The organism is Eggerthella sp. BIOML-A4, from assembly GCF_009875575.1.
GTDB classification, from domain to species: Bacteria; Actinomycetota; Coriobacteriia; order Coriobacteriales; family Eggerthellaceae; genus Eggerthella; species Eggerthella lenta.
The window spans coordinates 19,427-44,132 of record NZ_WWRX01000013.1; the positions used below are offsets into that span (position 1 = coordinate 19,427).

The window sequence follows — 24,706 nt, forward strand, 5'->3', positions numbered from 1 at the left end:
ATGATCATCTGGAGCCGCGAAACGAGCCCTCGCGGTGCCGCCGTTTTCGGAGCTTAGGCACCTTCCCAGGTGAGAGGGCCGCTGTGCTTGCCGTCACGTAGAGCAGCTCTGAACTGAGGATCATATTCAATGTTTCACGTGAAACATGCGTACGTTTTTACCTGTTCGCCACGTATAACTCTCGTGGTCGCGACTATTCTTTATAAAGATAGCTTAAAGTCGTTGCACTAATAATATCAGGTAATATAATTAGCACTGCAAGTAAAAGGGGAACGAGAACGGGGAACTTGCAGTCCGGGGCGCTTTGAAGGGGGATTCTTCGACGCGCGCACCCCTCCGCATCTCCGACCCCTCCATGCAGAGTGAGGCAAAAGGAGGAGAGATGTCACTAAAGATGAGCCGCCGAGGCTTCGTGAAGGCTTCGGCCGTCGCGACCGCTTCGACGCTGCTGCTCGGCGCGTCGGCCACCGCCGCCGCGGCCGACGAGGCAGCGGCCACCAGCACCTCGTCCGACGACGTGAAGATCATCCCCAGCGCGTGCCGCCAGTGCTACGGCCGCTGCGCGTTGTTCGGGCACGTCAAGGACGGGCGCCTCGTGAAGATCGAGGGCAACCCCGACCTGTTCAGCGAGGGCACGCTGTGCGGGCGCTGCTTCGCCATCCCGCAGGAGCTGTACAACCCGCTGCGCGTGCGCTACCCGCAGAAGCGCGTGGGCGAGAAGGGCTCCGGCCAGTGGAAGCGCATCACGTGGGAAGAGGCCTACGAGGAAGCGCGCGACCGCTTCACCAAGATCGGCGAGGAACACGGCTGGCACACCATCGCGCACCAGTACGGCACGGGCCGCGACATGCTGCAGTTCCAGGCCATCAACAAGCTGTGGCTTGAGCTGGGCTCCACGGCCACGTTCGGCGTGGGCAACCTGTGCTGGGTGGGTTCGTACTTCTCCAGCCAGCGTTTGTACGGCGACGAGACGCAGTACACCGGCTGGGACGGCAACAACACCGACTGCATCCTCATCTGGTGCCGCCAGGAGCGCAGCCGCGGCTACTACGACTGGCTCACCGTCAAGCGCGCGCAGGAGCGCGGCGCGAAGGTCATCTGCGTCGACCCCCGCTTCACCTGCACGGCTTCCAAGGCCGACATCTGGCTGCCCATTCGCCCCGGCTCCGACATGGCGCTGGTGCTGGCTTTCATCAACGAGATCGTCCACTCTGACAAGTGCGCAACCGAATTCGCGCGCATGTACACGAACGCCCCGTTCTTCATCGACGAGAAGGACGCCGACGGCAACGGCACGGGCTACCAGCTGCGCGAGTCGTACCTCAAGGAGGACGGCAACGAAGAGCTGTACGCCGCGTGGGACGAGAACAGCGACCAGCTGATCTTCTGGTCCGGCGACTGGCAGAACGCGAAGGGCGTGGGCGGCCCGAAGGCCTTCCAGTGGCTCGACGCCGAGGGCAACATCGTGGCCGACGCGAAGCCCGCGCTGTCCGGCAGCCATGAGATCAACGGCAAGACGTACCGTACCAGCTGGGACATCCTGGTGGAGCACGTCACCCCGTGGACCATCCAGCGCGCCGCCGAGTTCTGCGAGCTTCCCGAGGGCAAGATCAAGGAAGCCATCGACGCCTACATCGACGCCAGCCCGCACGCGTGCTTCACGCGCGGCCAGAAGGTGGAGTTCTCCATCAACACGTCCGGCATCTCGCAGGCGTTCACCATCATGATGGCGCTGGCCGGCAACTTCGACTCGAAGGGCGGCCAGAACATCGGCCGCGAGCCCGCCACCGGCTACGACTCCTTCATGTTCGACGTCGTGCCGAACAAGGAAGGCCGCATGGGGCAGCGCCGCAAGGAAACGGCCATGAACATCAAGAAGCTTTCCGTGTGCCAGAACACCGGCTACCAGGACATCCTCGTGGCCGACGACGCCACCGGCGAGTTGAAGACCACGAAGCAGAACTCCGGCGGCCAGGTCATCTACGGCCAGCAGGGCGGCTTCGGCGCGGCCACGACGAAGGCCATGGCGAAGGGCGATCCGTTCCAGATCTACGGTTACTGGCAGCAGACGTCCGAGCCCATCCTCTCCATCGAGGGCGGCCATGAGATCGTCGAAGGCTTCAAGAACCTGGACTTCTTCGTGAACGTGGACCTGTACATGACGCCGTCGGGCGAGCTGGCCGACATCATCCTGCCGGCCGCGCATCCCAACGAAGTGGACCGCGTCGAGTGGGCGCACTCCGGCCACGGCTATCCGACCAGCCACACGTACCTTATCCGCCAGCCGTTCCACGAGCCGCTGGGCGAGTGCCGCGACGACATGGACATCTGCTTCGAGTTCGCCGAATACATGGGCGTGGACATGTACTGGAAGGACAAGTACGAGTTCTTCGACTACATGGTGAAGGGTCCCGAGACGCTTCCGCCGCAGCTGAGCTGCGCGAACTTCGAAGAGTTCCGCGAGCGCATCAGCGTGACCGGCGTGGAGATGGCCACCGTGAAGAACGCGCCGAAATACGAGACGGGCTTCATGCGCAAGACGAGCGACTTCCGCCCCGGCTTCAACACCATGTACCGCGGCAACAAAATGGGCTCGGTCTACCGCTTCCCCGGCGCGAAGAAGCCGGACGGCACGGTGATTCCGCCGCATCCGCAGTCCGACAACGGCAAGATGGAGCTGTGGAGCGAAGACCTGCTGCTGTACGGAAACGGCGCCCTGCCCATGTACATCGAGCCGCCGATCACGAAGATCTCGCGCCCCGATCTGCTGGACGAGTACCCGTACACGCTGATCACGGGCGGCCGCAGCCACGCGTTCTTCCACACCGAGTACCGCAACAGTCCGTGGATGCGCGAGGTGCACATGTTCCCGACGATGGACATCAACCCCGCCACCGCCGCCGAGCACGGCATCGAGCAGGACGACTGGGTGTACATCGAGACGTACGTCGACCGCATCAAGCAGCGCGCGAACCTCACCGAGGCCATCAAGCCGGGCATGATCCACGTCGAGCACGACTGGTGGTTCCCCGAGCGCGAGGCCACCGACGACCTGCACGGCGCGTTCGACAGCAACTGCAACGTGCTGTTCGAGAACAACGGCCCGTACGATCCCGCCGTGGGCACCGACAACTACGGCGGCCTGTGCAAGGTGTACAAGGCCGACGACGGCGCGCCGAAGAACATCTGCATGAACTCGGAAGACCTCAAGATATTCCTGCCGCTGACCGCCGACCAGCTGGCCGCCGACGACCAGCAGAACGGCGTCGCGCAGGTGACGAAGGGGGGTGCGAAGTAACATGACCCGCAACATTATCGACATCGATCTGGACAGCTGCATCGGCTGCCACTCCTGCGCCGTCGTGTGCAAGCAGGAGAACAACGTGGGGCTGGGCACGTTCTACAACAAGGTGCTGACGGTGGGCCCTTCGGGAACCTATCCCGACCTGGAGATGTACTACCTGCCCGTGTCGTGCCAGCATTGCGACAACCCGGAATGCGTCAGCGTGTGCCCCACCGGCGCCAGCTACAAGCGCGACGACGGCGTGGTGCTGGTGGATCACAGCAAGTGCATCGGCTGCCAGTACTGCGTCATGGCCTGCCCCTACGGCGTGCGCGCGTACGACACCAGCAAGGACAAGGGCGTTATCGAAAAGTGCACGATGTGCGCGCATCTCATCGATAAGGGCGAGAAGCCGGCGTGCGTGAAGCACTGCCCGGGCCAGGCTCGCAAGTTCGGCGACCTGGACGATCCCGAGTCCGATGTGTCGAAGCTGCGCGCCGCAAAGAAGACGTACAAGCTGAAGGACGTGGGGAACCATCCGGGCGTGGACTACGCCATGGACAAGTGCGCCTGGAAGGGAGATGAGTAACCATGGAAATCCAGTGGCCACTTCTGATTTTCAGCGTGCTGTTGGGCGTCACCTCGGGTTCGTTCGTGTTCCTGGCCGTGGGCGAGCTGCGCGGCAAGTTCCGCGAAGTGCGGTTCTCGGGCGCGCTGATCGCGCTCGTCTGCCTGGCCGTGGGCGGCTGCGTGTCGGTGCTGCACATGGGGCACCCGGAGCGCGCGACGCATCTGCTGGGCAACCTGGGATCCGGGCTGTCGAAGGAGCTGTTCGTCGTCGCCATCATGGGCATCATCGCGTTGGTGTACCTGGTGCTGGCGAAGAAGGACTACCCTGGCGTGTCGAAGGTGTTCGGCGTGCTGGGAGGCATCGTGGGCCTGGTGCTGCCGTTCGTGGCAGGGTCGTCGTACCTGATCGCGGCCCGTCCTGCGTGGGATAGCATCGCGCTTCCCCTGATGTTCTTGGGCGCCGGCCTGGCTTTGGGCATGACGCTGATGGCCGGCCTCGTGCTGCTGCGCGGCAAGGCCGCCGAAGAGGGCGGCTTCGCGCTGAAGCTGGCGCTGGCGGGCGTCGTCATCATGGCGGTGACCACGGTGGCGTACGTGGTGTGGATCGCCATCGCTCCGTACCAGGCGCCGACGCGTTCCATCGATCGTCTGATCTCGGGCGATTTGGCCGTGATGTTCTGGGCGGGCGTCGTGGTGATCGGCATCGTGGTCCCGGTTGCGCTGACCGTGCTGGCCTGCGTGCAGGCGACGAAGGGAGCGGGCGACACCGGTTCGGTCGCGCCGAAGCAGCTGGCCATGTACCTGCTCGGAGCGTGCGCCTGCACCGCCATCGGCGCCATCGTGATCCGCATCATCATGTACGCCGTGGGCACCAGTGTGGAGCAGTTCATCTACCACTGATACAGTTAGGGGCGCGCCGCCGGGCGCGGCGCGCCCCCCTCATCCGCCTTCCCCCGTGCCTGAACGCTGCAACCCCCTCCGCAGCGTTCAGGTACGAAGGACGGCCGACGAGATCAGACATCAAAACCCAAGGAGGGCAATCATGATCGAAACCATGCCTGCTGAGCTCGCTGAGAACCTTATAGACTTCTGCGAGAACCGCAGCCGCGTGTACGCACTGCGGTCTCGCTGCTACGAGACCGAGATCGACGCCGCGTTCGCCGAGGCGCTGGCAGGGGAGGCCGCGCTGGCCTCCGACGACGCCGGCCTGGCCGCCGGGTTCGCCGCGCTGCAGGCCGACCTTGCCGGCTGCGACGAGGACGCGCTGGAGCAGCTGGCGGTCGTGTTCGACCGCGCGTTCTTCGGCATGGGCCCGCGCACTGCGCAGAAGGCCTTCCCGTACGAGTCGGTGTACACGAGCGAGGGCGGCCTCATGATGCAGGACGCCTACGCGGAAGTGCTGCATGTGTACCGCGGCGCGGGCTTCGCGAAGAACCCCGGTTTCAAGGAGCCGGAGGACCACCTGGCCGTCGAGCTGGCCTTCATGGCGCTGCTGTGCGGGCGCGCCGTGGAGGCGCTGCGCGCAGGCGACGAGGCGGGGGCCGAGCGCCAGCTGCGCGCCCAGCGGGAGTTCCTGAGCGACCATCTGCTGAACTGGATCGACCGCTTCACGTCCGATGTGCGCAAGGCTGCCGAAGACGGTTTCTATTTCGACTTGGCGACGTTCACCGAAGACTTCCTGACCGCCGACGCGGCCGAGCTTGCCGAAGTGCTGGGGTAGCAGCATGCGATCGTGGCACAAATTTTCGGTTTGGGCATGGTGGAAGGCGGGCGGGAAACAGCGACCAGGCATTACGTAAATGCATGGTTTGCTATTCGCCAAAAAGTAGAAGGAATTTGCGCCCAAACCGTGTATTTGTGCCAGATTCGGCCGACCTGACCGACGGCTGAAGCGTTTCACGTGAAACATCGAGTTTGTTGTTGAGGGGATGATGAGTGTGGAGACGATTTCCCGACGCGGGTTCCTCGCCGCGGGGGCCGTGGGCGCGGCGATGGTGGGCGGCGGCGGGTTCGGCGCGGTGTCGCGCCAGGCCGACGCCGCGTTCGTGCGCCCGCCCGGCGCGGAGTCGAACGCGCAGCTGGTGGCGGCGTGCGACCGCTGCGGGCGCTGCCTGCAGGCGTGCCCCTACGGCATCGTGACGCCGGTTCCGCTGGCCGAGAACCTGGTGGCCTACGGCACGCCGACGCTCGCCTTCGATCACGGGTGCTGCGACTTCTGCATGCAGTGCGTTGACGCGTGCCCCACCGGCGCGCTCGCCTACGGCGGCCCGCGCGAGCGCGACCTGGGCGTTGCCGTGGTGGTGAAGGACGCGTGCGTGGCCTGGGACTGGGCCGGCTGCACCGTGTGCAAGGACGAGTGCCCGGTGGAGGGCGCCATCACGCTGGACGACCACGACCGGCCGGTGGTGCATCCCGAGTACTGCGACGGCTGCGGCAAGTGCGAGCAAGTATGCCCCTCGGCCTCGCTGCGCGCCTACGATGCGAGCGTCGAGGACAAGGGCATCGTGGTGGTGTCGCGCTCGAGCGAGGCGGCACAGGCGACGGGCGCCGTGTCCAGCGAGGAGCTTGCGTCCAAGCGCACGGTGGCCGTGGCGCAGGCGAACGCGGCGAGCCCCCACACCAAGGGCGTCCATCCCGACGGCCCCGACGCGACGCGAGAGGCGGGAGCCTGACATGAAGACGCGCATCAAAACCATCCGCATCCTCGTGGCGACCGGCGTGCTGGCGCTGGCCGTCGTCGCGGCGCATCTCGGCGGCAACGCCGCCATCGGCACCCTGTGCGCGCTGTGTCCCGTGGGCTTCGCGCAGATCGTCGTCGCTTCGGGCACCGTGCCGTGGGGTCTCGTGCCCGGCGTGCTGGCCGTGCTGGTCATCGTGTTCCTGCTGGGCCGGGCGTTCTGCTCGTGGCTCTGCCCCTCGCAGCTTCTGAAGAACGTGTTCGGCGGCCATACCCCGCGCGGCGTTCTCGGCCGCAGCGGCGAAGCGGTGCCCGTCTCCCGCGGCGGGTCGGAGGCGAACGGCCCGTCCGAGCCTCCCGCATCGGTTGGAAAATCCTCCGGCTCCGGCTGCTCCACCTGCTCGTCCTGTGGTACTTCCAGCCTCAAGACCCAAGGACTCGTCCTGGTCGTTCTGCTGGTTGTGTCTTTCGCCGTGGGGTTCCCGGTGTTCTGCCTGCTGTGCCCCATCGGTCTCGTGTTCGGCACGCTGTGGGCCCTCAACCGCGTGTTCGTGCTGCTGCAGCCGGGCTGGGAGCTGATCGTCTTCCCGCTCATGCTGCTGGCGGAGTTGTTCCTGTTCAAGCGTTGGTGCTCGTCCATCTGCCCGCTCGGCTTCTTCTTCGGGCTCATGGGCAAGCTGCGCGCGAAGCTCGGCTTCGGCGCCCGCCCTCAGGCCGGCTGCGCCACCTGCATCTCGAAGGAGGGCTGCCGAACCTGCTCCACCGTGTGCCCCGAGGGCATCGACGTGGCGGATCCCGGCAAGGCGACGCTGGAGGCCTGCACCTTCTGCCTCGACTGCGTGGAGAACTGCCCCACGAAGTCCATCAAGGTCAAGGCGAGGGCGGGGAAGCCGATACCCGGCTCTTTCGACGAGCTTTCCGACGTTGAGGAGGTCGAACCGTCCGTCAGATAGCGCACGAGTCCGATCTCGTTTCCGTCTTGGCAAGTCGGGCTTCCGCTATCATGAGTGCGAGCCATGATAGCGGGGTCGAAGGGACGGCGTATGAAGTTCACCATAGTGGCGGTGGGAAAGCTGAAGGAAAAGTTCTGGACGGCTGCGTGCGCCGAGTACCTGAAGCGCATGCAGCCGTACGGTAAGACCGAGGTGCGCGAGATCGCCGACATCGATCCTGCGCGCGCGGGCGGCGTGGATGCAGCGCGCGACCGCGAGGGCGCCGCCATCTTGGCCGCGCTCGGGCCCTCGGAGCATGTGGTGCTGCTGGCCATCGACGGCAAGCAGCGTTCGAGCGAGAGCTTCTCGCAGCGCATCGACACGCTCAAGCTGAACGGCGCGAGCGATATCGCGTTCGTCATCGGCGGCTCCGACGGCGTGAGCGCCGCGGTGCGTCAGCGTGCCGACGAGACGCTGTCGTTCGGCCCTATCACGCTGCCGCACAACCTGGCTCGTGTGGTGCTGCTGGAACAGCTCTACCGCGCCCAGAAAATCTCACGCGGCGAGCCATACCATAAATGAGACAAAGGGACGGGTTAATGTCTCGTCGTCGCAAGAGCGCCCGTCCCCTTTGTCCCCCGAATGAGTCATCAACCCCATTCCTTTGCCTCATTTTGCCTCATGAGTGCGAGGAGCGCGGTGGCCAGCGCTGCCGTTGCCAGGGCGGCAAGCGCGAGCGCATTCGCGCGGTCGCCGGTAGGCGCGAGCTTGCTTGGGCTGTCGGGCTGGTCGTCGGCTGGTTGCGGGAGCGGTTGCGGTTGAATGCCGGGATCGGCGGGGTCATCGCCTGGGTTTGCAGGAGTTTTGTCAAGTTGCGTCGTTACCACGTATCGGGCGCGCTTGGATTCGTCGACCTCGCCGCCTTCGGTTGCGCCGCCGGATTCCGTTGCGACGGGCGACCCCTTCGGCCCGTTTGCCGCTGCAACGCTCATTCCCACGTCGAGCCAGCGTCCGTCGTCGAGCCATGTGCCCAAGCCGGTGGATGCTGTAGTAAGCACGGAGAGCGGTTGCAGGTTCACATCGCAGAACAAAACGTCGCTGCGGGAGATGGGCGGTTTCGTCATGTCGATGCGCCGCGACAGCGCCACGGTGCCGTGGCGAGCGACCCGAAGTTGCATGTATACGTCGGATCCGTCCACCTCGATAGGAGATCGCGCCCGTTCCGCTCCCGTGCTGTCGAACTCGATCAGCAGGTTCGTCAGCTTCGCGGGATCCAAGTAGTCCGAAGAAAGCAGCGCGTAGAAGCCTTCCTTCGCGCGCTCGACGGCCAGCAGCATGCGGCTGGCGCGCAGAGGCAGCGTGGCCGCGGCGCGCTCGGGCGTGCACAGCTCGCCATTGTCGGCGGCATGCTCGAGAAGGGTTGCGCCATCGCGCAGCGCCGCGACGATGGCGTCGGCGGGCAGGATGCGCGCTTCCTCCGTCAAAGCGCCTGCGTCGTCCATGAACCCGAAGGCGAACGCGTCGGCGTCGACGGGAACCACGGTTTCGGCCTGGGTCCATCCGTAGCGCGCTTCCACGGTTCCGTCTTCAAGCGGGGTGAGCGCGGCGATCGTTCGGCCGCCGCCTGGATAGAAAGACGCCGCTAATACGGTGGACCCGCTGCCTGCAAGCGAGAGGGAAGCGGCTTGGTCGAAGGGATAGGACGCGATAACGGTTCCGCGCTGGAGATCGATCCAGTATCCCGCGCTTTCGCCTCCCGCTGCAGGCATGAGCACGAACGCGGTCTCGTTCGATAGCGGCACGACGCGAAACGAAGGGCGGTAGTCCAAGACGGCAGGAACGGGAACGCCCTCGACCGTGCGCGAGGATACGCGTGCGACATCGGCGGGGTCGATGGCGTGCAGCTTGAGCTGGCCGTCGGCTATCTGGAAGAACCGTTTGCTTCCGTCGGGGCAGGCGAACACGTTGCTGAGCACCGTGGAATCTTCGGTGTACTCGGTGCCCAGGTAGCCGCCCGCGCAGTCGACGGGGGTGAGCAGCGGGCTTGCTTTCAGCTCGAGGCGCACTTCGGGAGAATATGCAGTCGTGCCGCCTGTTTGAGCCAAGACGAACATGCCGGCAGGGAACACGATCTCGCACGTTGACGAGGGCCCGATATCGCCGGCATCGAGAAAGTACGGAAGGCTGACCGTGGTGCCGTCCGTCTCGATGTTCAGCAGGGCGTGGGGCTGGCCGTCCACGATGAGCTGCGTTGCCGCGGGCAGCGGCGTGGCGAGGGCGGGCTTCGTGGACGCTTCGAACGACAGCGTCCCCGTGTTCGAGACGCTGTCGAACAGGGGCGTAAGCGTGAAATCGTCGGGCGGTTCCGGCTTGCCGGCGTTCGAGTACGAGATGTTCAGCGTGCCGCCATCCGCACGGCTTTCGGTGACGGCGATGGTCAGGCCGGTGAATCCGACGTTGGCGTTTTCGAAAAAGTTGGTTGAAGGGTAACCTCGGGGAGACACCTCGTCGCCTGCGTACAGCATGCAGCCGTATTCTCTCGAGCCGATTGCGGCTGGGACGAGGTCGGTGCTTTCCGCGTGCGGTTCGTTCATATCAGGGTCGACCAGCTCGATCAGCTGGTTGTGCACGGTTCCGTACGTGTTCGAATGAACGAAATACGGTCCGCCCGATCCTAGGTCGGCCTGAACTCTGAAGAGGCGAAATCCCGACGGAAGCTCGGCGGGTTGGCCATCTTGCTCGTAGCGAACGCTTTGGTTGCCGGCGAAGCGGTCGTACTGCAGCAGGTAGTAGGACGAGAACATGCTTGCGTCTTGGTTCGCCACCACGACGATACCGCCGGTTTCATCGATGTCGTTCGAAGCGAACGCTTCTAAAGCTGCTTCTACGGACGAGCTGCCGTCGGCGGTTGCGTCCACGTGTTGCACCACCTTGCCGTCGCGTTTGACGTCGATGCCCGTCTCGTTCGCGAAGATGCGGGTGATCTTGCTGTCGGGCAGCCAGCCCAGCATCCATTTCGAGAATCCATTGTGATCGCCCTGGTTCTGCATCATGATGTCAAAGGTGAGGATTCCCGTGCGGTCGGTGGAGCCTCCTTGCTGGCTGGCGTACTGGTAGTAGTCGGGCAGGCCCAGCACGTGACCCGTTTCGTGGATGATGGTCTGCGCGGCCCACGGCTGGTCGCACGGATTCGACAGCGCCACGGCGTTCCATAGGCGCACTGTGCCGTCAGCGTACACGGCGTCGGGGACGTCGAGCACCTGCTCGTTGCTCCACCAGACGCTGCCCCAGCCGGTGTCGCCGCCGGCGAAGTGCAGGTAGACGGCATCGATGCGCCCGTCGCCGTTCGCGTCGAATCGCGCGAGATCGATGCCGGATGCCTCGAGGTGGTCGAGCGCCTCCTTGTACAGTTGCCCGATGTTCGCCGTGTAGAAATCGCGCTCGTGCTGGGCCGCGTAGTCGAACGCTTCGCCGGTGACGGTAAGCGCGCCGTACGACGCGCGGAGGTAGTAGTCGTGCAGGTTCTCGTAGGGAAAGCCGCCGGCGCTCGGCAGCGCGGCCTCGCCGACGGCGCGCGGGCCTATGAGCGCCTGAAGCGCTTCCAGCGTATCTCCTTCCGCGAAGGGGCGGTCGGGGAACGACACGCGCAGCGCCACCACGTGTGCGTTGCCGATAGCGGCCATGCCGCCGTCGTCGCCGGGAACCGCGTTCGGGGCGATGCCGTTTTGTGCCTGCTCGCGCGCGAGGGCCTGTTGGACGAGGCCGGGGGAGGGCTCGTCGTTGCCGAGGCTTTCCTGGAAGGCTTCTCGTTCGTCCAGCGTGCCGTCTGCGGCATAGGCGGCGCGTTGCTCGACGGTGGCGATGCAGGGCGAGTGCGCCGCGTCCTGCGCATGAGCCGACGCGGGCGCGAGCGCACCTGCGAAGGCCGCTGCTAGAAGCGCGGTCAGCAAAAACGCGGCCCAGCGCGCGGCCTTTGAACGAGCGAAGCATTGCATGCGGTTCCCTTCGTCTTCCGGTGTGATGGAACCATACTACCCGCTGCCGCCCCGCTCGACACGTGCTTTTTGAGAATGAGGCAAAGGGGCGGGGTTAACGTCTCGTTTGGGGATATGGGGGACGGGCGCTCTCGCGACGACGAGACGCCAACCCCTCCCCTTTGCCTCATTCCGCCCGTCATCCGTGTTGGTGATCTGCGCGGTATAATGACCGAGTCGTTGGCGAATCGGGAAAGGAACTATATGCGCTTCGTCTCGTGGAACGTGAACGGCTTGCGCGCCGTGCTGAAAAAAGGCTTCGAAGACATCGTGTGCGAGCTGGACGCCGACATCGTTGCCTTGCAGGAAACGAAGCTGCAAGAGGGCCAGGCCACGCTCGACCTGCCGCAGTACCGCGAGTACTGGAGCTATGCCGAGAAGAAGGGTTACTCCGGCACGGCCATATTCTGCAAAGAGCAGCCGCTGCAGGCGCTGCACGGCCTGGGCTTCCCGCACCTGGATACCGAGGGGCGCATCGTGGCGCTGGAGTTCCCGAAATTCTGGTTCGTGGACGTGTACACGCCGAACGCGCAGAACGAGCTGGCGCGCATCGACCATCGCATGGAGTGGGACGACGCGTTCCGCGACTTCTGCAAGGGGCTCGAAGAAGGCGTGCTGCCCGCCGGCGTGCCGGTGGAGCGGCCGGCGTTGGGCGAGGGGCACGTGGCCATTTCCGAGCTGCCGCTGACGCAGCCGGGCGAGACGGCCGACCCGAAGCCCGTCGTCATGTGCGGCGACTTCAACGTGGCTCACCAGGAGATCGACCTCAAGAACCCGGGTCCGAACCGCGGCAAGGCCGGTTTCTCGGACGAGGAGCGCGGCAAGTTCACCGACTTGCTGGAGGTCGGGTTCGTCGACTCGTTCCGCCACCTGCATCCTGACGTGACGGGCGCGTACTCGTGGTGGAGCTACCGCTTCAAAGCGCGCCAGACGAACGCGGGGTGGCGCATCGACTACTTCCTGGTCAGCGACGAGTTGGCTCCGAAGATCCAAAGCGCCTGCATCTACGACGAAGTCTACGGCAGCGACCACTGCCCCGTGGGGATAGAGCTGGAGCTGTAGGATCGCTTGCAGCTCGAATGCTCCGTCTGGGGCGTTCGAGCTGCGGCCGGTGACGCCGAAAATGCTTCCGTATGGTAAAAGCGGGGGAGTTTGGTAATCCTATGAAAACCGTGGGATATCTCTCGGCTCTTCTTCACCTGGGGATATGCAGGATGCTGCGTTCGGTCCTTGGAAATTCGGGTCGGAAGGCAGGCGGGAGATTGCCAAACCGCCCCGTTTCTGCCGCCGAGCTTCGATTTCTCCGTCATCCTCCGCCCCGCCCCCGCTCCCCCCGCCCCCCGCTCCCCGTTTTCCACTTTCCAAGAAGCTGACTGTCCGAAGGATCCTTGTCTCTCGAGGCGGCGGGGAGCTTGCCGATCTTGACGTCGCGAATGACGGGGCGCGCGGCAAGCGGTTCTGCAACGGCGTTCGCGGACACCGCGTCATCTAGAGTCCCTGTGGCGTGTGCCTCAGCGGAAAGAGCGCTCATGGTATGATGCTTCTCGTTGTATGACGGCAGAAAGACGGTTATGGATAGAGCGAAAATCGAAGAGGGCGTGCGGCTGATCCTCGAAGGCGTGGGCGAGGATCCCGGCCGCGAGGGCCTGGTCAAAACTCCCGAGCGCGTGGCGAAGATGTACGAAGAGGTGTTCGCGGGCCTCACCGAGGATCCGGCGCAGCATTTCGAAACCACGTTCGACGAGCACCACGAGGAAATGGTTCTCGTGCGCGACATCCCCTTCTATTCCATGTGCGAACATCATCTCGCGCCGTTTTTCGGCGTGGCGCACGTGGCGTACATCCCGGCATCCGATGGACGCATCTGCGGATTGTCGAAGCTCGCGCGCCTGGTGGATGCGTTCGCGAAGCGCCCGCAAGTGCAGGAACGTCTGACCTCGCAAATCGCCGACACGCTGATCGAGCAGCTGCACCCGCAGGGCGTGATCGTGGTTTTGGAGGCCGAGCACATGTGCATGAGCATGCGCGGTGTGAAGAAGCCCGGCACGACCACCACCACCAGCGCCGTGCGCGGAGCCTTCGAGAAAAGCCAGGCGACGCGCGCCGAGGCGCTGTCGCTCATCTTCGCGCGACGGAACTAGGGCGCGCCCCGAAAGGGCCATCGCGAATGTTTCACATGAAACATTCGTTCGCAATCAGGTAGCGCAGCAGGCAAGGAAAGGAACCAGCCAATGAAGTGTGTAGTCTCCGTTCTGGGCAAGGACCGCAGCGGCATCGTCGCGGAGGTTGCCACCGCGCTTGCCGCGTGCGGCGCGAACATCGACGACATCAGCCAGACCATTCTGGACGACATCTTCTCGATGACCATGCTGACCACGCTCAATCCCGAGGTCGCCGACTTCAACACGGTGCAGGAGAAGCTGGAAGCTGTGGGCGAATCCCTGGGTGTCCAAATCATCGTCCAGCGCGAAGACGTCTTCCAGATGATGTATAAGATCTAACGTCCTAAAAGGGGCAATTCCCATCCGGGGCGTTTTCGTGGGCATCGGCTAGGGCTCTATAGCGAAAGGCGGCCTTTGGATGTTAGGGATGGAGCGAGGCAGGCGGTTCTACCGGCTGTTCGACGCTACGGATGTCCTAAAAGGGAACAGGCCCCTTTTAGGACATTTTCGTGAAGGTCAAGCGGTGAACAGATCGATTATCTCCTGCTTGGAGTGTACGCCCAGCTTCGCGTAGATGTTCTTGATATGTCCTCGCACGGTGTTGGGAGACAGGTACAGAGCCTCGCCGATATAAGTGGAGCTCCTGCCGCGAGCCAGCAGCAGGAGGATTTCCGATTCGCGGTCCGTCAGGCCATGTCGAGCCGTCACTTCGGCGCCTTTGGCGTCGAATGCGTCTTCGCTTCGGACGGGCTCGCCGGACGCGGCCGGCCGTTGCTCGCGTTCCGAGCGCTTCCTGATGCGCAGCATGAATAGCAGGACGATGGAAAGCAGGTACAACGCGATGCAGAACACCAGCATCGTCTTGAACGACGGGTTGAGATCGAGCCCCGCGATAACCGTGCCGCCTACGATCCCCGACACCGATGCGAGCCTGATCAACAGCACCGACGCACCCATGAACGCATACGGGTTCAAATCGCTTTCGTGCGCTTCGCGAATGATGAGGTACATCACGCTGGTGGAGATCAGGCTGTGACCGGCGACGAACGCTGCGCCCACGAAGTAGCTGTACTGGAAGTTCGCGAACGGCCAAATGATCAGCACGCCGGTGAGCAGGGGGAAAAGCGCGCGATAAGCGCGGGAAGCGCTGAACGTCTTCGAAAAGCCGTACGCCATGACGAAGAACGCCATCGAGGCTGCGGCGATGCCCATCGCCGATGCCAAAGACGAGCCGTCGAAGTCGTAGTGCTGCACCACCATGAATCCGTTGATGATGCCCACGACGCATCCGAGCACCAGCAGCGACAGCAGGCCTTCCCCGATGGACACGAATCCCCGAAGGTACGGTCGCAGGGAGGTTCGATCCCTCTTCTGCTCCGCACCCGCCGCCGCCTCGTCGCCTCCCATCGTCTTGCCGCTGGCAAGCGCGTTGCCCGCAATTCCTTTCGCGCGTCGATAGAGCAGTGCACTCGCCACTAGCGTTGCCACGACGCAGGGAAGCATGACCAGCGAAGGGCTGTTCTGCAAGGCCAAAGTGACCGCGGCGGCCAGCAGCATCGACGAGGCCAGCGTCTTCATGCTGATGGTGGGCTCCATTTGCGTCATGATTTCTACCCAAGCCAACGTGAGCATGACCGTGGCGGTTCCCTGCGCGAAAGCAAGCGCCATCAGCGAGACTGCTGGATCGACGGACGAGAGAGCGCCGCTGTACGACAACACCGCGGTGGCCGCCAGCACCAACGAGGGCGCGATCACTGGCATGGATAGCCTGGGCAGCCGACCAAGCAGGGCCAGCGCGACGATGACCGCCTCCGTGAGGACGACGAAAGCAGCCGACGCGATGCTGAAGTCCAATCCCGCTATGAGGACGGTGGTCGTTTCCGACGTCAGCATGGCCGTGGAGTATAGGGACGACTGGGCGACTTTGAACGAGGCGAATCCAAGCGCGCAGCACGCGACGAACAGACGGCGCTTGTCGAAGCGCGAAACATCCATCGGCCGACCCCTCCCCTCGATACGTCGCCGAATCTGCGCTCATTGTCCGATAGTATCGTCTCTCTGCCAACCCCTGTTCGTGCAAAAAAGCCCTGCTGGAGGCAATTCAACCCAAAATGAGGGAGGGGTCGAGTCGCCGATTCGACCCAGAATGGGAGATGCGTCGCGCCTGTTCTCCGGCCTATGCTGAGCGGGTCGTCAAGTAGGGCGGGAAGAGCTCCGACGACAAGGATAGCAATCGAAACTGAACGGTCGCCAGGGGAGGGCATTGTGCCCGCAGGAGCGGCGGTTCGGCCCGAGCAACAGGAGGGATGTCATGAACGAAGGAATTTCACGGCGCAACTTCATCGGCGGTGCGGCGCTGGGCGGCGCAGCGCTCGCATTGGGCGCGCTTGCGGGCTGCGCTCCGCAAGGCGACAAGCCCACAGGTTCCGAGGGTGCTTGGGATGCTGAGGTCGACCTGCTGGTGTGCGGCTGCGGCGGCGCCGGCATGGCGTGCGCGGTCGAAGCCAAGGACAATGGCGTGGAGAACGTGCTGATCATCGAAAAGGGTGACCAGATCGGCGGCACTACGGCCATGTCCCAGGGCATGATCGCCGGTTGGGATACCCAGCTGCAGAAGTCGCAGGGCGTCGAGCTCACCTACGACGCGATGTATGCGAACCTGATGAACAACGCGTCGTATCATCTTGACCCGGCGCTCACCAAGATCACGGTGGAGAACAGCGGCAAGACCATCGACTGGCTGATCGACCGCGTGGGCGTCAAGTTCACGGATCAGATCGACATCTACTACGGCCCTCTGCAAATGATGCATAACGTCGACGGCGCGGGCGGCGGTTTCGTCACGGCTTTCACCGCCTGCCTGGACCAGCTGGGCGTGGAGATCCAGAAGGGCACGAAGCTGGTGGAGGTCCTGCTGGACGCCGAGGGCAAGACGGAAGGCGCGGTGGTCGAGGCGAAGGGAAAGACGCAGCGTATCAAGGCGCGCGCTGTCATGATCGCCACCGGCGGCTACGCCCACAACGCCGAGCTGGCGGCGCGCTTCGATCCCGAGAAGGCGGGTACGTTCGGCATCGGGCACCCGAATTGCGAGGGCGAGGGCCTGGTGGCCGCTTCGAACGCAGGCGCGCTCCTGTCGCACACCAACGACATGATGTGCGTGGTGAAGGACTACACCATCATGAGCGAGCATGACGGCACTTCGGACAGCGCGAACCTCAACGGCTTTACCAATCTTCCCAACATGATACTGGTGGGCGCCGACGGCAAGCGCTTCGTCGACGAGGGTAAAAAGGGGTTCATGAGCCAAGATCTGAACGGCCCCATTTTCGACAAGATCCATCGCGACGGCATGGGCTACGTATGGGAGATCTCCGACGAGGCCACGGTGGCGGCAGCCGGTGGCAAAGTGAAGCGCGGCGAAGGACTCGAATACATCAAGGGTGCCGATGCGACTGAGCTCGCGGCCAACATGGGCGTGGATGCCGCAGCGCTTGCCGAGACCATCGAGGCCTACAACGCTGCGGTGGACTCGGGCGTGGACCGCGAGATCGGCGGCTTCCCCACGGCCAAGCTGGAGGCTCCTTTCCTGGCCGTGCCCGTCGTGCCGTGCGAGATCATCACGTACGGCGGCGTGGCTCGTACCGAGCAGGGCGAGGTCATCCGTGCTGATGGCGAAGTGATGCCGGGCCTGTTCGTGGGCGGCGAGGCTAGCTGCAACTCCGCCTACATGGGATTCACGCTTTCCAACTGCTTCACGTGGGGTCGCATCGGCGCCCAGAGCGCGGCGGCGTACCTGAAAGCCTAGACCCTTTCCTCCTTCATCCCCTCCCTGATGCGGGTGCAGCGCAAGCGCGTTGCACCCGCATTTTTTTTCGCGTGCGCAGCGTTGCCTCGCTTTCGGCCGAAACCTGCCAGAAACGGCAAGCCTTTTCGCACGGGCGCCGTCGAACGCACGCAGCAAAGCGCGTCGACCCGATCCAGCGGGACCCGGACGACGCGCTTGGGGAGGAGGGGTGCGTACAGGTTAGTTGAGCTTGCCAGAACCTAGATCCTTGCCCAAAACGTAGGGCAGCGTAATGCAGGTGGCTCCGTAGTTCATGCCTTCCATCGCGAACGTGTAGGTGCCGGAGTAGAAGTTGCCGATCATGCATCCGGCGTTGAACAGGCCTTCGATCGGCTGGTCGTTCTCGTCGAGCACCCGAAGATCGCTGTCGGTGCGCAGGCCGCCCAGAGAAGTCAGGAAGCCGGGAGAGAAGGATGCGCCGTAGAAGGGACCGTCGTCTGCCCCAATGGAGATGAGCTTGTCGGCGGTCTTGTAGAAATCAGTGTCCACGCCTGCTTCGCACATCTTGTTGTAGCGCTCGACGGTGTCGATAGTCGCCGCCGGCAAGCCGAGCTTCGAGATGACCTCTTCGCGCGTGTCTGCCTTGACGATGCCGAAGCCGTCGGCATCCGTATCCCAACGTTCGATAACCTCTTCCGTCGTGAAGTATTCGCCGTGAGGGTAGTTGATGGCGCCCCAGGGCCCACCTGCTTCGGCGCGATTAGCGCCCCAGATGCAATAGGCGGTCTTCTCGGGCAAATGCATGATGGTCGCGCAGGCGAGGCCTCCCAACGCGTCCTCGTTCATGAAGCGCTGTCCCATGTTGTCCACCATGAGGCCGGTGTGGCTCGTGTAAGGTTGGTCGCCGGGAAGGTTGGGGCGGCCGAGCATGATGTTGTTGGGCTCCTTTTGCCAGGCGCCGCCCACCCAAAGCTCCATTTTGTGGCCGTCTCCGGGCATGAGCCCGCCCATCCAAATGCCCTGATCGTAGTTGATATCGGTTGTGAAATCGCACAGCTCGACGGCCTGGGGGCAATAGCGCTCCATCATGTCCTTGTCATGGGAGAAGTCGCCGGTTGCCATGATGACGGCTTTGGTGCCGACGTATTTGGTGTATGCGCCGTCGGCATCGGACGCGATGATCGCGTCCACGCGACCTTCCGTGCCGTTGGCAACGCCGCCGCGAACCAGCTGCTCGCCTTTGACGTTCCAGCGCACGTCTACTCCCAGGTCTTTGGTCACGTACCTCCCCATCTCCGCAGCGATATGCCCTTCGCCGTTTCCGATGGAGCCTTTCAGCTCGCTGTCGTCAACGTAGAACGCGTGAGCTGCGGGCGGGGTGAACATCGGGTCGCCTTCTTTGTATTCCGGACCCGACTCGATGGTGGTCTTGATGCCGGCCTTGGCCGCGATGTCGATGATCCAGTTGATGGCCTCCTGGGAGTTGTTGTAGAACTTGTACCACAGAGCCGGTTTGAAGTTGCCGCCGTTGGCGAGGTACTCCTTGCGGTAGAACCACGTGGGATCCATGCGGGGGATGCCCATCTCTTCCATGACCTTCGAATACACGCCGTTGTTGGATCCGCCGCGGCTCACAGGAGCCTTCGACGCGCTGATGAGCGTCACCTTCAATCCGTTTTCAGCGCATGATGCAGCTGCGACCAGACCGCTCATGCCGCCTCCCACCACCACGACATCGGTTTCAACCGTTTCGGTGACGAGGTCGTCGCCGATAGGATCGGGCGCGATCTCGAAGCTCCACCGCTGTTCGGCGTTGTTCGCGCCCGTCGTTTGGGCGGAGTCGGACTTGCTTTCGGATGTTCCTGCTGCGGGCGAGCATGCGGCCAGCGCGCCTCCCGCAATGAGGCCTGCAGCGCTCAATGCCGCCCCTTTGACGAAGCTGCGACGGTTCAGATTTCCCTCCATGATGAACTCCCTTTCCTAGCTTATCTCACCAAGGCGCTGCTTGCCTTGCGGGCGCTGTTTGCGCCTTGGACTGATCGCAGCCTAATCGATCAGGGAAAACAAGGCCTCACCCAGCCTAGGTGGTTTTTCGTCCAGAAGGTCGGACGTCGCGAGCGTCCGCTAAGGAGGTCGAGGGGTGCGGTACAATGGGCGCGCGGACAGCTGGCGCGGAAGTTCGAGCGCATGCTGTTCGCCCGCGGAGGGGAGGTGCGGATCCATGAGATTCATTCTGAAAAACATGAAGCGAGAGCAGGTGCTGGCCGCGCTCGCCTATGGGTTCTTCCTGGCGTGCACCTCGGTGACGCTGTGGGGAGGGTATGTGCGGTTTCTGACCGGGCAGGTGGATCCGGGCTCTTTCATGCTCGAGTATTTCGTGCGAAGCGCGACCCTGCCTCTCTCGCTTGCGGTTTCCGGCTTGGCCGCCTTCTATTGGCCGAAGGCTCGGCTGTGGCGTTCTCCGATACTGGCGCTGGGGCTTTTTCTTGCGGGTTCGCTGCTGGTTGCCTTGCAGCATGGCGGCGTGGTTTCGTCCGAGTGGTCGCTTGTCGTGGTGGGCGCGTGCTTCGGATGGGGAAGCGGGATCATGTTCGGCGCCTTGCAGGAAATCGTGGCTGCGCAAAAGGTGTTCACGGCCGGTATCGTCGTGTTTGCCGCCGCTGGGATTTCGGCGTTGCTGTTTTTCGCTGTTGAGGTTTTGCCCGCCGATGCAGTACCGTGGATGTCGCTGTTCGTGTTCGTCAGCGCGGCGGTGGCGCTAACCTGTGCTGCATGGAAATGCGCTCCGAAGGTGCATCCCATGTTCGACACGGTTCCCGATCAGCGACGCGATCGGTGCCGCGAAGCGGTTTCCGAGTTGTGGCGCCCTTTGCTCTGCGTCGCGTTCTCCGCGTTCATTGTGGGTATCGTGCGCGTCGGTTCGGCTTCGGGTGGCGGGTCGATAGGGCAAACGAATGAAAGCAACATGATCGGGCTGCTTGCCGCTTCGGTCGCGCTGCTGGCAACTTGGAGGTTCTTGTACGAGCGCGTTACGCTCATGCGTTTGTATCAGATTCTGTTTCCGCTTACGGCGACGGCGTTTCTGCTGTTACCGCTTCTTGAGGGAACGTTTCGCCAGGTGGTGTACTCCCTCGTGTTCCTGGTGTTTTCGGTCACGTCTTCGCTCATGGTAGTGTCGTGCGCTCGGACGGCGCGCAACCAATCGCTCACTCCCGTGCTCGTGTACGGCACCTTCGCCAGCATCGTGTATGCAAGCTCGCTGGCGGGTTCCGTCGTGGGCTTGTTCGTGGGCGCGGGTCGAGGCGTTGGGCTGGCGGAGCTGTCCGTGGTGGCATTGGTGGCGGTGTACGCGCTGTCGGTAGCGATGGTGGCGCCGCATGGGAGGAAGGCGGGTAGCGTGAAAGCCGCTTCGGGAGAGAAGCTGGCTCCTGTAGTCGGAGCTGTAGGCGATTCCGTGACTGCAGGCTGCGCGGTTGCTGTCGAGCGTTACGGTCTGTCGCGTCGCGAGGCCGAGGTTCTCGACCTCCTTGCCCGTGGCCGCGATGTGCCGTATGTGGCCGAAGAGCTGGTCATATCGAAGAACACCGTGCGGACCCACACGAAGAGCATTTTCGCGAAAATGGGGGTTCATTCGCGCCAGGAGCTTATCGACCTGGTGGAGTCCATCGAAGCGTGAGCACGTTCCTGCCGAACGCGAACTTTGCATCGCGAAAGGTTCTGCGCGCCCCATTAGCCATATGTCCTGCAGTGCAGAGGAATGCTTCACGTGAAACATTCTTGCATTGGATTTCCCCTGTCGAAAATACTAGTTTTTAATATAGTATTTTATGCAAATTGCAAATCGTATAAAATACTATACAAGAATATAGTATTAACGATAGCACGGAGGCGACGATGTTCAACTTGACGGTCGAAGATGCTTCCAAGCGCCTTGGCGTGGGGCGCGCACGCGTCAACCAGCTCATCCGCAGCGGCATGCTGGCTGCCGAGAAAGTGGGCGGGATATGGCTCATCGACGAGCAGAGCGTGGAAGCGCGTCGCAACGCCGCTCCGAAGGCGGGGCGTCCTCCTGCAAGTTCCAGCAAAGGGGATGTGGGGCGCTACGTGCTGATGAATCGCACGCACGAGGTGCTTTCGTTTCGCTACGATGAGGCGGCCGGTGCGTTCGTCGACGCAGGGGACATCGTCGATCCTGCGCGAGCCCCGCTGGGCATGATCTCCCCCCGAGGTCGAAAAGTCTCGAAAGACGCGCTGTCGTTCTGGTGGAAGCATCGCTGCATCCCCGGAACTAGAGAAGGCATCGACGCGAAGCTGGCCGAGCTGGGCGTCGATTCACCTGCGAGGATTCCCTTCAAGAGCCTTGGGCTGTCTTTGTCGGATCAGTATTGGATTCGTCCCGAAAACTGTGAGATCGCCTGGGAGGACGTGAACTATTTCGACAACGATTTCTGCGAGATGCGAAGCGGCAGAGGCTGGCTCGACGGGGTGGGGCTCGACTCCCCGGACAACACCTCGGAAGGCGAACTCCCGAAAAAATGGGTATGCGACGGCGCGAAGCGCTTGCTGGTGAAGGGCGGATCGGTTCTCAACCAGGAGCCGTTCAACGAGGCGGCAGCGAGCGCTCTATACTCACGGCTGCTTGCCCCGGACGAGTATGTGAAATATCGCTTGGAGAGCCGGGCGGGCGGTGCCGTCTGCATCTGCGAGAATTTCGTCGGCTCCACCGAAGAGTACATCCCGGCCTACTATGTTCGCCAGACTATGCGTCAGCCGAACCATCGCAACGATTACCAACACTACCTGGAATGCTGTTCGGCGCTTGATGCGGAGCGCGTCGAGATCGCGTTGTCCAAGATGATCGTGTGCGACGACATCTTGGGAAACTCCGATCGGCATTGGCGAAACTTCGGGCTTGTGCGAGACGTGGAAACGCTGCGCTACCGCATCGCGCCGCTGTTCGATACGGGTGGCAGCCTCTGGTGCTCGTCGACGCTCGAAAGCCTGCGAGCGCACGATTTCTCGTTCACGACCAAGCCGTTCTACGAAGACGCCAACCGTCAGCTTCGGTTGGTGAACGACTACTCGTGGTTCGATCCGGCTGCGCTCGAAGGGTTTGCAGACGAGCTTTCGGCCATCCTTTCGGACAATCCCGCGTTGGTCGAGCGCGTGGACTATATCTGCTGCGCCGTCCAAAAGCGCATCGATCGCATTGTAAGGATGCTGTAGTCGGGTCCGTGAGGGGTGTTTCACGTGAAGCATTTGTACGACAGCCTCTTTCCGGCGCATCTTCGCTCCAAAAACACGCCTCAGCGCCGGGAGCGTGTTTTCCGAGCGAAGATGCTACTCCGAACCGCCAAAATTGTACCTTTAATGAGAATTAATATCAATTAGTATTTTATTTCGAAACGGATTGCCGTATCGTAGCCCCCATCAAACAGAACGCCGCCAATGCGGCTAAAGGGAAAGGCTCGATACCATGGCCGACCGAATCGACACCACAAGGCTCACGAACGAGGTGGGCAACCCCGTCGCCGACAACAACCATACGCTGACCGCGGGCGAGCGCGGCCCCATGATGCTCCAGGACAACTGGATGATCGAGAAGCTGGCGCACTTCGACCGCGAGGTCATCCCCGAGCGACGCATGCACGCGAAGGGCTCCGGCGCGTACGGCACCTTCAAGGTGACCGGCGATATCAGCAAGTACACGAAGGCGAAGGTGTTACAGCCGGGCGCCGAGACCGAGGTGTTCGTCCGCTTCTCCACCGTGGCGGGCGAGCGCGGCGCGGCCGACGCCGAGCGAGACATCCGCGGCTTCGCCATGAAGTTCTACACGCCCGACGGCAACTGGGATCTCGTGGGCAACAACACGCCCGTGTTCTTCCTGCGCGATCCCAAGAAGTTCATCGACCTCAACCACGTGGTGAAGCGCGATCCGCACACCAACATGCACTCGGCGCAGAGCAACTGGGACTTCTGGTCCAGCTTGCCCGAGGCGCTGCACCAGGTGACCATCGTCATGTCCGACCGCGGCATCCCGGCCAGCTACCGGCACATGCACGGCTTCGGCAGCCACACGTTCAGCCTGATCAACGAGGACAACGAGCGCGTGTGGGTGAAGTTCCACCTCAAGACCAACCAGGGCATCAAGAACCTCACCGACGCCGAGGCCGGCCAGATCATCGCGGGCGACCGCGAGAGCCACCAGCGCGACCTGTTCAACGCCATCGAGCGCGGCGAGTTCCCCAGCTGGCGCTTCTGCGTCCAGATCATGGACGAGGCCACGGCGAAGAACTACAAGGAGAACCCGTTCGACATCACGAAGACGTGGAGCCAGAAGGAGTTCCCGCTGATCGAGGTGGGCACGCTGGAGCTGAACCGCAACCCCGAGAACTACTTCGCCGAGGTGGAGCAGGCCGCGTTCGCGCCGACGCACCTCGTGCCGGGCATCGGGCTGTCGCCCGACAAGCTGCTGCAGGGCCGCCTGTTCGCGTACGGCGACGCGCAGCGCTACCGCCTGGGCGTGAACCACAACCACATCCCGGTGAACCGGCCGCGCTGCCCCTACGCCGAGTTCCATCGCGACGGCATGATGCGCACCGACGGCAACTTCGGCGGTACCATCGGCTACGAGCCGAACAGCTACGGGCAGTGGCAGCAACAGGCCGACGCGGCCGAGCCGCCGCTGGACCTGTTCGGACCGATGGACGCGTGGGATCCCGCCGACGACCCCACCGACGACACGTTCTACCAGCCGGGCGACCTGTATCGTCTGATGGGCGAGGATCAGCGCGCTGCCCTCATCGACAACACGGCGCGCAACATGGACGGCGTGACCGAGAACATCCGCCTGCGCCATGCGGCGCACTGCTACAAGGCCGATCCCGAGTACGGCGATCGTTTGGCCGCAGCGCTGGTCGTGGACGTTGAGCGCGTGCACGAACTGGCCGCGATGACTCACGAAGAGCGCATGGCCGCCACCGGCCAGCAGGTTCCCGCCCGCAAGATCGGCGGCGAGGTGCGCGCCTAGCGCTACGCGCCTGAAAGGCGCCCGCCATGTTTCGGGCGCCACCTAACCAAGCTATTCCGTTGACGGTCGCTTCTGCTCCTCCCTCTTGCAGAAGCGACCCGTTTTGTTTTCCGGCTTATTGGAGAAGTTATTAGGCGCAAAAGCTCAAAAATAGCTTTAAGTAAACATTAATGATTTGATAAAAGCTATTAATTGCTTTTATATGCTATTCTTCAAGGAAAAACAAAGCGAATC

Annotated in this window: 17 protein-coding genes; 14 read left to right on the forward strand and 3 right to left on the reverse strand. The window is 63.1% G+C overall.

Going from position 1 to position 24,706, the window contains the following annotated elements:
• Positions 1 to 382: 382 nt before the first annotated feature.
• The 7 genes from GT613_RS12640 (at position 383) to rlmH (ending at position 8,044) form a co-directional block, all read left to right on the forward strand.
• A complete protein-coding gene (locus tag GT613_RS12640; protein WP_009609021.1) occupies positions 383 to 3,298 on the forward strand; it encodes a molybdopterin-dependent oxidoreductase in 2,916 nt (971 codons plus the stop codon).
• 1 nt (position 3,299) lies between these two features.
• On the forward strand, positions 3,300 to 3,872 hold the full coding sequence (locus GT613_RS12645; protein WP_009609007.1) for a 4Fe-4S dicluster domain-containing protein: 573 nt from the start codon (positions 3,300 to 3,302) through the stop codon (positions 3,870 to 3,872).
• A 2-nt stretch (positions 3,873 to 3,874) separates the two neighbouring features.
• Positions 3,875 to 4,753: a DmsC/YnfH family molybdoenzyme membrane anchor subunit gene (locus tag GT613_RS12650; RefSeq protein WP_009609016.1), complete on the forward strand. Its 879-nt coding sequence runs from the start codon at positions 3,875 to 3,877 to the stop codon at positions 4,751 to 4,753.
• Positions 4,754 to 4,895: 142 nt separating this feature from the next.
• Positions 4,896 to 5,573 (forward strand): molecular chaperone, encoded by a 678-nt coding sequence (locus tag GT613_RS12655; RefSeq protein WP_161172650.1) that lies wholly within the window; start codon positions 4,896 to 4,898, stop codon positions 5,571 to 5,573.
• Positions 5,574 to 5,784: 211 nt separating this feature from the next.
• Positions 5,785 to 6,525: a 4Fe-4S dicluster domain-containing protein gene (locus GT613_RS12660; protein ID WP_240132890.1), complete on the forward strand. Its 741-nt coding sequence runs from the start codon at positions 5,785 to 5,787 to the stop codon at positions 6,523 to 6,525.
• 1 nt (position 6,526) lies between these two features.
• Entirely contained in the window at positions 6,527 to 7,483 is a 957-nt protein-coding gene (locus tag GT613_RS12665; protein ID WP_009305700.1) for a 4Fe-4S binding protein, read from the forward strand.
• Positions 7,484 to 7,573: 90 nt separating this feature from the next.
• Positions 7,574 to 8,044, forward strand: coding sequence for a 23S rRNA (pseudouridine(1915)-N(3))-methyltransferase RlmH (rlmH, locus tag GT613_RS12670; protein ID WP_009305701.1), 471 nt, complete (start codon positions 7,574 to 7,576; stop codon positions 8,042 to 8,044).
• A gap of 68 nt (positions 8,045 to 8,112) precedes the next feature.
• On the opposite strand, the gene GT613_RS12675 is transcribed toward rlmH, so the two are convergent.
• Positions 8,113 to 11,457, reverse strand: a complete 3,345-nt coding sequence (locus GT613_RS12675; RefSeq protein WP_114550463.1) for a peptidase M6 — start codon at positions 11,455 to 11,457, stop codon at positions 8,113 to 8,115.
• A gap of 243 nt (positions 11,458 to 11,700) precedes the next feature.
• Between GT613_RS12675 and GT613_RS12680 the strand changes: the two genes are divergently transcribed.
• The 3 genes from GT613_RS12680 to GT613_RS12690 all read left to right on the forward strand — a co-directional run bounded on the left by GT613_RS12680 (position 11,701) and on the right by GT613_RS12690 (position 13,997).
• Positions 11,701 to 12,558, forward strand: coding sequence for an exodeoxyribonuclease III (locus tag GT613_RS12680; RefSeq protein ID WP_009305703.1), 858 nt, complete (start codon positions 11,701 to 11,703; stop codon positions 12,556 to 12,558).
• Between the two features lie 509 nt (positions 12,559 to 13,067).
• Positions 13,068 to 13,637 (forward strand): GTP cyclohydrolase I FolE, encoded by a 570-nt coding sequence (gene folE / locus GT613_RS12685; RefSeq protein ID WP_009305704.1) that lies wholly within the window; start codon positions 13,068 to 13,070, stop codon positions 13,635 to 13,637.
• 90 nt (positions 13,638 to 13,727) lie between these two features.
• Positions 13,728 to 13,997 carry an ACT domain-containing protein gene (locus GT613_RS12690; RefSeq protein ID WP_009609009.1) on the forward strand — a complete coding sequence of 90 codons (270 nt, stop codon included), beginning with the start codon at positions 13,728 to 13,730 and terminating at the stop codon, positions 13,995 to 13,997.
• Positions 13,998 to 14,174: 177 nt separating this feature from the next.
• Here GT613_RS12690 and GT613_RS12695 read toward each other — a convergent pair whose 3' ends face one another.
• Complete coding sequence (locus GT613_RS12695; RefSeq protein ID WP_021409028.1) at positions 14,175 to 15,653, reverse strand: helix-turn-helix transcriptional regulator; 1,479 nt, start codon at positions 15,651 to 15,653, stop codon at positions 14,175 to 14,177.
• 316 nt (positions 15,654 to 15,969) lie between these two features.
• Between GT613_RS12695 and GT613_RS12700 the strand changes: the two genes are divergently transcribed.
• The gene (locus tag GT613_RS12700) at positions 15,970 to 17,463 is read left to right on the forward strand and encodes an FAD-dependent oxidoreductase (RefSeq protein ID WP_021409033.1); all 1,494 of its coding nucleotides are present in this window, start codon (positions 15,970 to 15,972) and stop codon (positions 17,461 to 17,463) included.
• Between the two features lie 219 nt (positions 17,464 to 17,682).
• Here GT613_RS12700 and GT613_RS12705 read toward each other — a convergent pair whose 3' ends face one another.
• On the reverse strand, positions 17,683 to 19,407 hold the full coding sequence (locus tag GT613_RS12705) for an FAD-binding protein (RefSeq protein ID WP_161172652.1): 1,725 nt from the start codon (positions 19,405 to 19,407) through the stop codon (positions 17,683 to 17,685).
• Positions 19,408 to 19,663: 256 nt separating this feature from the next.
• Between GT613_RS12705 and GT613_RS12710 the strand changes: the two genes are divergently transcribed.
• The 3 genes from GT613_RS12710 (at position 19,664) to GT613_RS12720 (ending at position 24,472) form a co-directional block, all read left to right on the forward strand.
• Positions 19,664 to 21,118 carry a helix-turn-helix transcriptional regulator gene (locus GT613_RS12710; RefSeq protein ID WP_009609020.1) on the forward strand — a complete coding sequence of 485 codons (1,455 nt, stop codon included), beginning with the start codon at positions 19,664 to 19,666 and terminating at the stop codon, positions 21,116 to 21,118.
• A gap of 218 nt (positions 21,119 to 21,336) precedes the next feature.
• Positions 21,337 to 22,668, forward strand: a complete 1,332-nt coding sequence (locus GT613_RS12715) for a DNA-binding protein (protein WP_009609018.1) — start codon at positions 21,337 to 21,339, stop codon at positions 22,666 to 22,668.
• A gap of 250 nt (positions 22,669 to 22,918) precedes the next feature.
• Positions 22,919 to 24,472 (forward strand): catalase, encoded by a 1,554-nt coding sequence (locus GT613_RS12720; protein ID WP_009609023.1) that lies wholly within the window; start codon positions 22,919 to 22,921, stop codon positions 24,470 to 24,472.
• Positions 24,473 to 24,706: the final 234 nt, after the last annotated feature.

Bases quoted from the DNA above. Each gene is read 5' to 3' on its own strand.
- folE (WP_009305704.1), top strand. From the start codon at position 13,068: ATGGATAGAGCGAAAATCGAAGAGGGCGTGCGGCTGATCCTCGAAGGC.
- rlmH (WP_009305701.1), top strand. From the start codon at position 7,574: ATGAAGTTCACCATAGTGGCGGTGGGAAAGCTGAAGGAAAAGTTCTGG.
- GT613_RS12700 (WP_021409033.1), top strand. From the start codon at position 15,970: ATGAACGAAGGAATTTCACGGCGCAACTTCATCGGCGGTGCGGCGCTG.
- GT613_RS12640 (WP_009609021.1), top strand. From the start codon at position 383: ATGTCACTAAAGATGAGCCGCCGAGGCTTCGTGAAGGCTTCGGCCGTC.
- GT613_RS12675 (WP_114550463.1), bottom strand. From the start codon at position 11,457: ATGCAATGCTTCGCTCGTTCAAAGGCCGCGCGCTGGGCCGCGTTTTTG.
- GT613_RS12720 (WP_009609023.1), top strand. From the start codon at position 22,919: ATGGCCGACCGAATCGACACCACAAGGCTCACGAACGAGGTGGGCAAC.
- GT613_RS12705 (WP_161172652.1), bottom strand. From the start codon at position 19,407: ATGGAGGGAAATCTGAACCGTCGCAGCTTCGTCAAAGGGGCGGCATTG.
- GT613_RS12655 (WP_161172650.1), top strand. From the start codon at position 4,896: ATGATCGAAACCATGCCTGCTGAGCTCGCTGAGAACCTTATAGACTTC.
- GT613_RS12710 (WP_009609020.1), top strand. From the start codon at position 19,664: ATGAGATTCATTCTGAAAAACATGAAGCGAGAGCAGGTGCTGGCCGCG.
- GT613_RS12660 (WP_240132890.1), top strand. From the start codon at position 5,785: ATGAGTGTGGAGACGATTTCCCGACGCGGGTTCCTCGCCGCGGGGGCC.
- GT613_RS12665 (WP_009305700.1), top strand. From the start codon at position 6,527: ATGAAGACGCGCATCAAAACCATCCGCATCCTCGTGGCGACCGGCGTG.
- GT613_RS12645 (WP_009609007.1), top strand. From the start codon at position 3,300: ATGACCCGCAACATTATCGACATCGATCTGGACAGCTGCATCGGCTGC.
- GT613_RS12690 (WP_009609009.1), top strand. From the start codon at position 13,728: ATGAAGTGTGTAGTCTCCGTTCTGGGCAAGGACCGCAGCGGCATCGTC.
- GT613_RS12715 (WP_009609018.1), top strand. From the start codon at position 21,337: ATGTTCAACTTGACGGTCGAAGATGCTTCCAAGCGCCTTGGCGTGGGG.
- GT613_RS12695 (WP_021409028.1), bottom strand. From the start codon at position 15,653: ATGGATGTTTCGCGCTTCGACAAGCGCCGTCTGTTCGTCGCGTGCTGC.
- GT613_RS12650 (WP_009609016.1), top strand. From the start codon at position 3,875: ATGGAAATCCAGTGGCCACTTCTGATTTTCAGCGTGCTGTTGGGCGTC.
- GT613_RS12680 (WP_009305703.1), top strand. From the start codon at position 11,701: ATGCGCTTCGTCTCGTGGAACGTGAACGGCTTGCGCGCCGTGCTGAAA.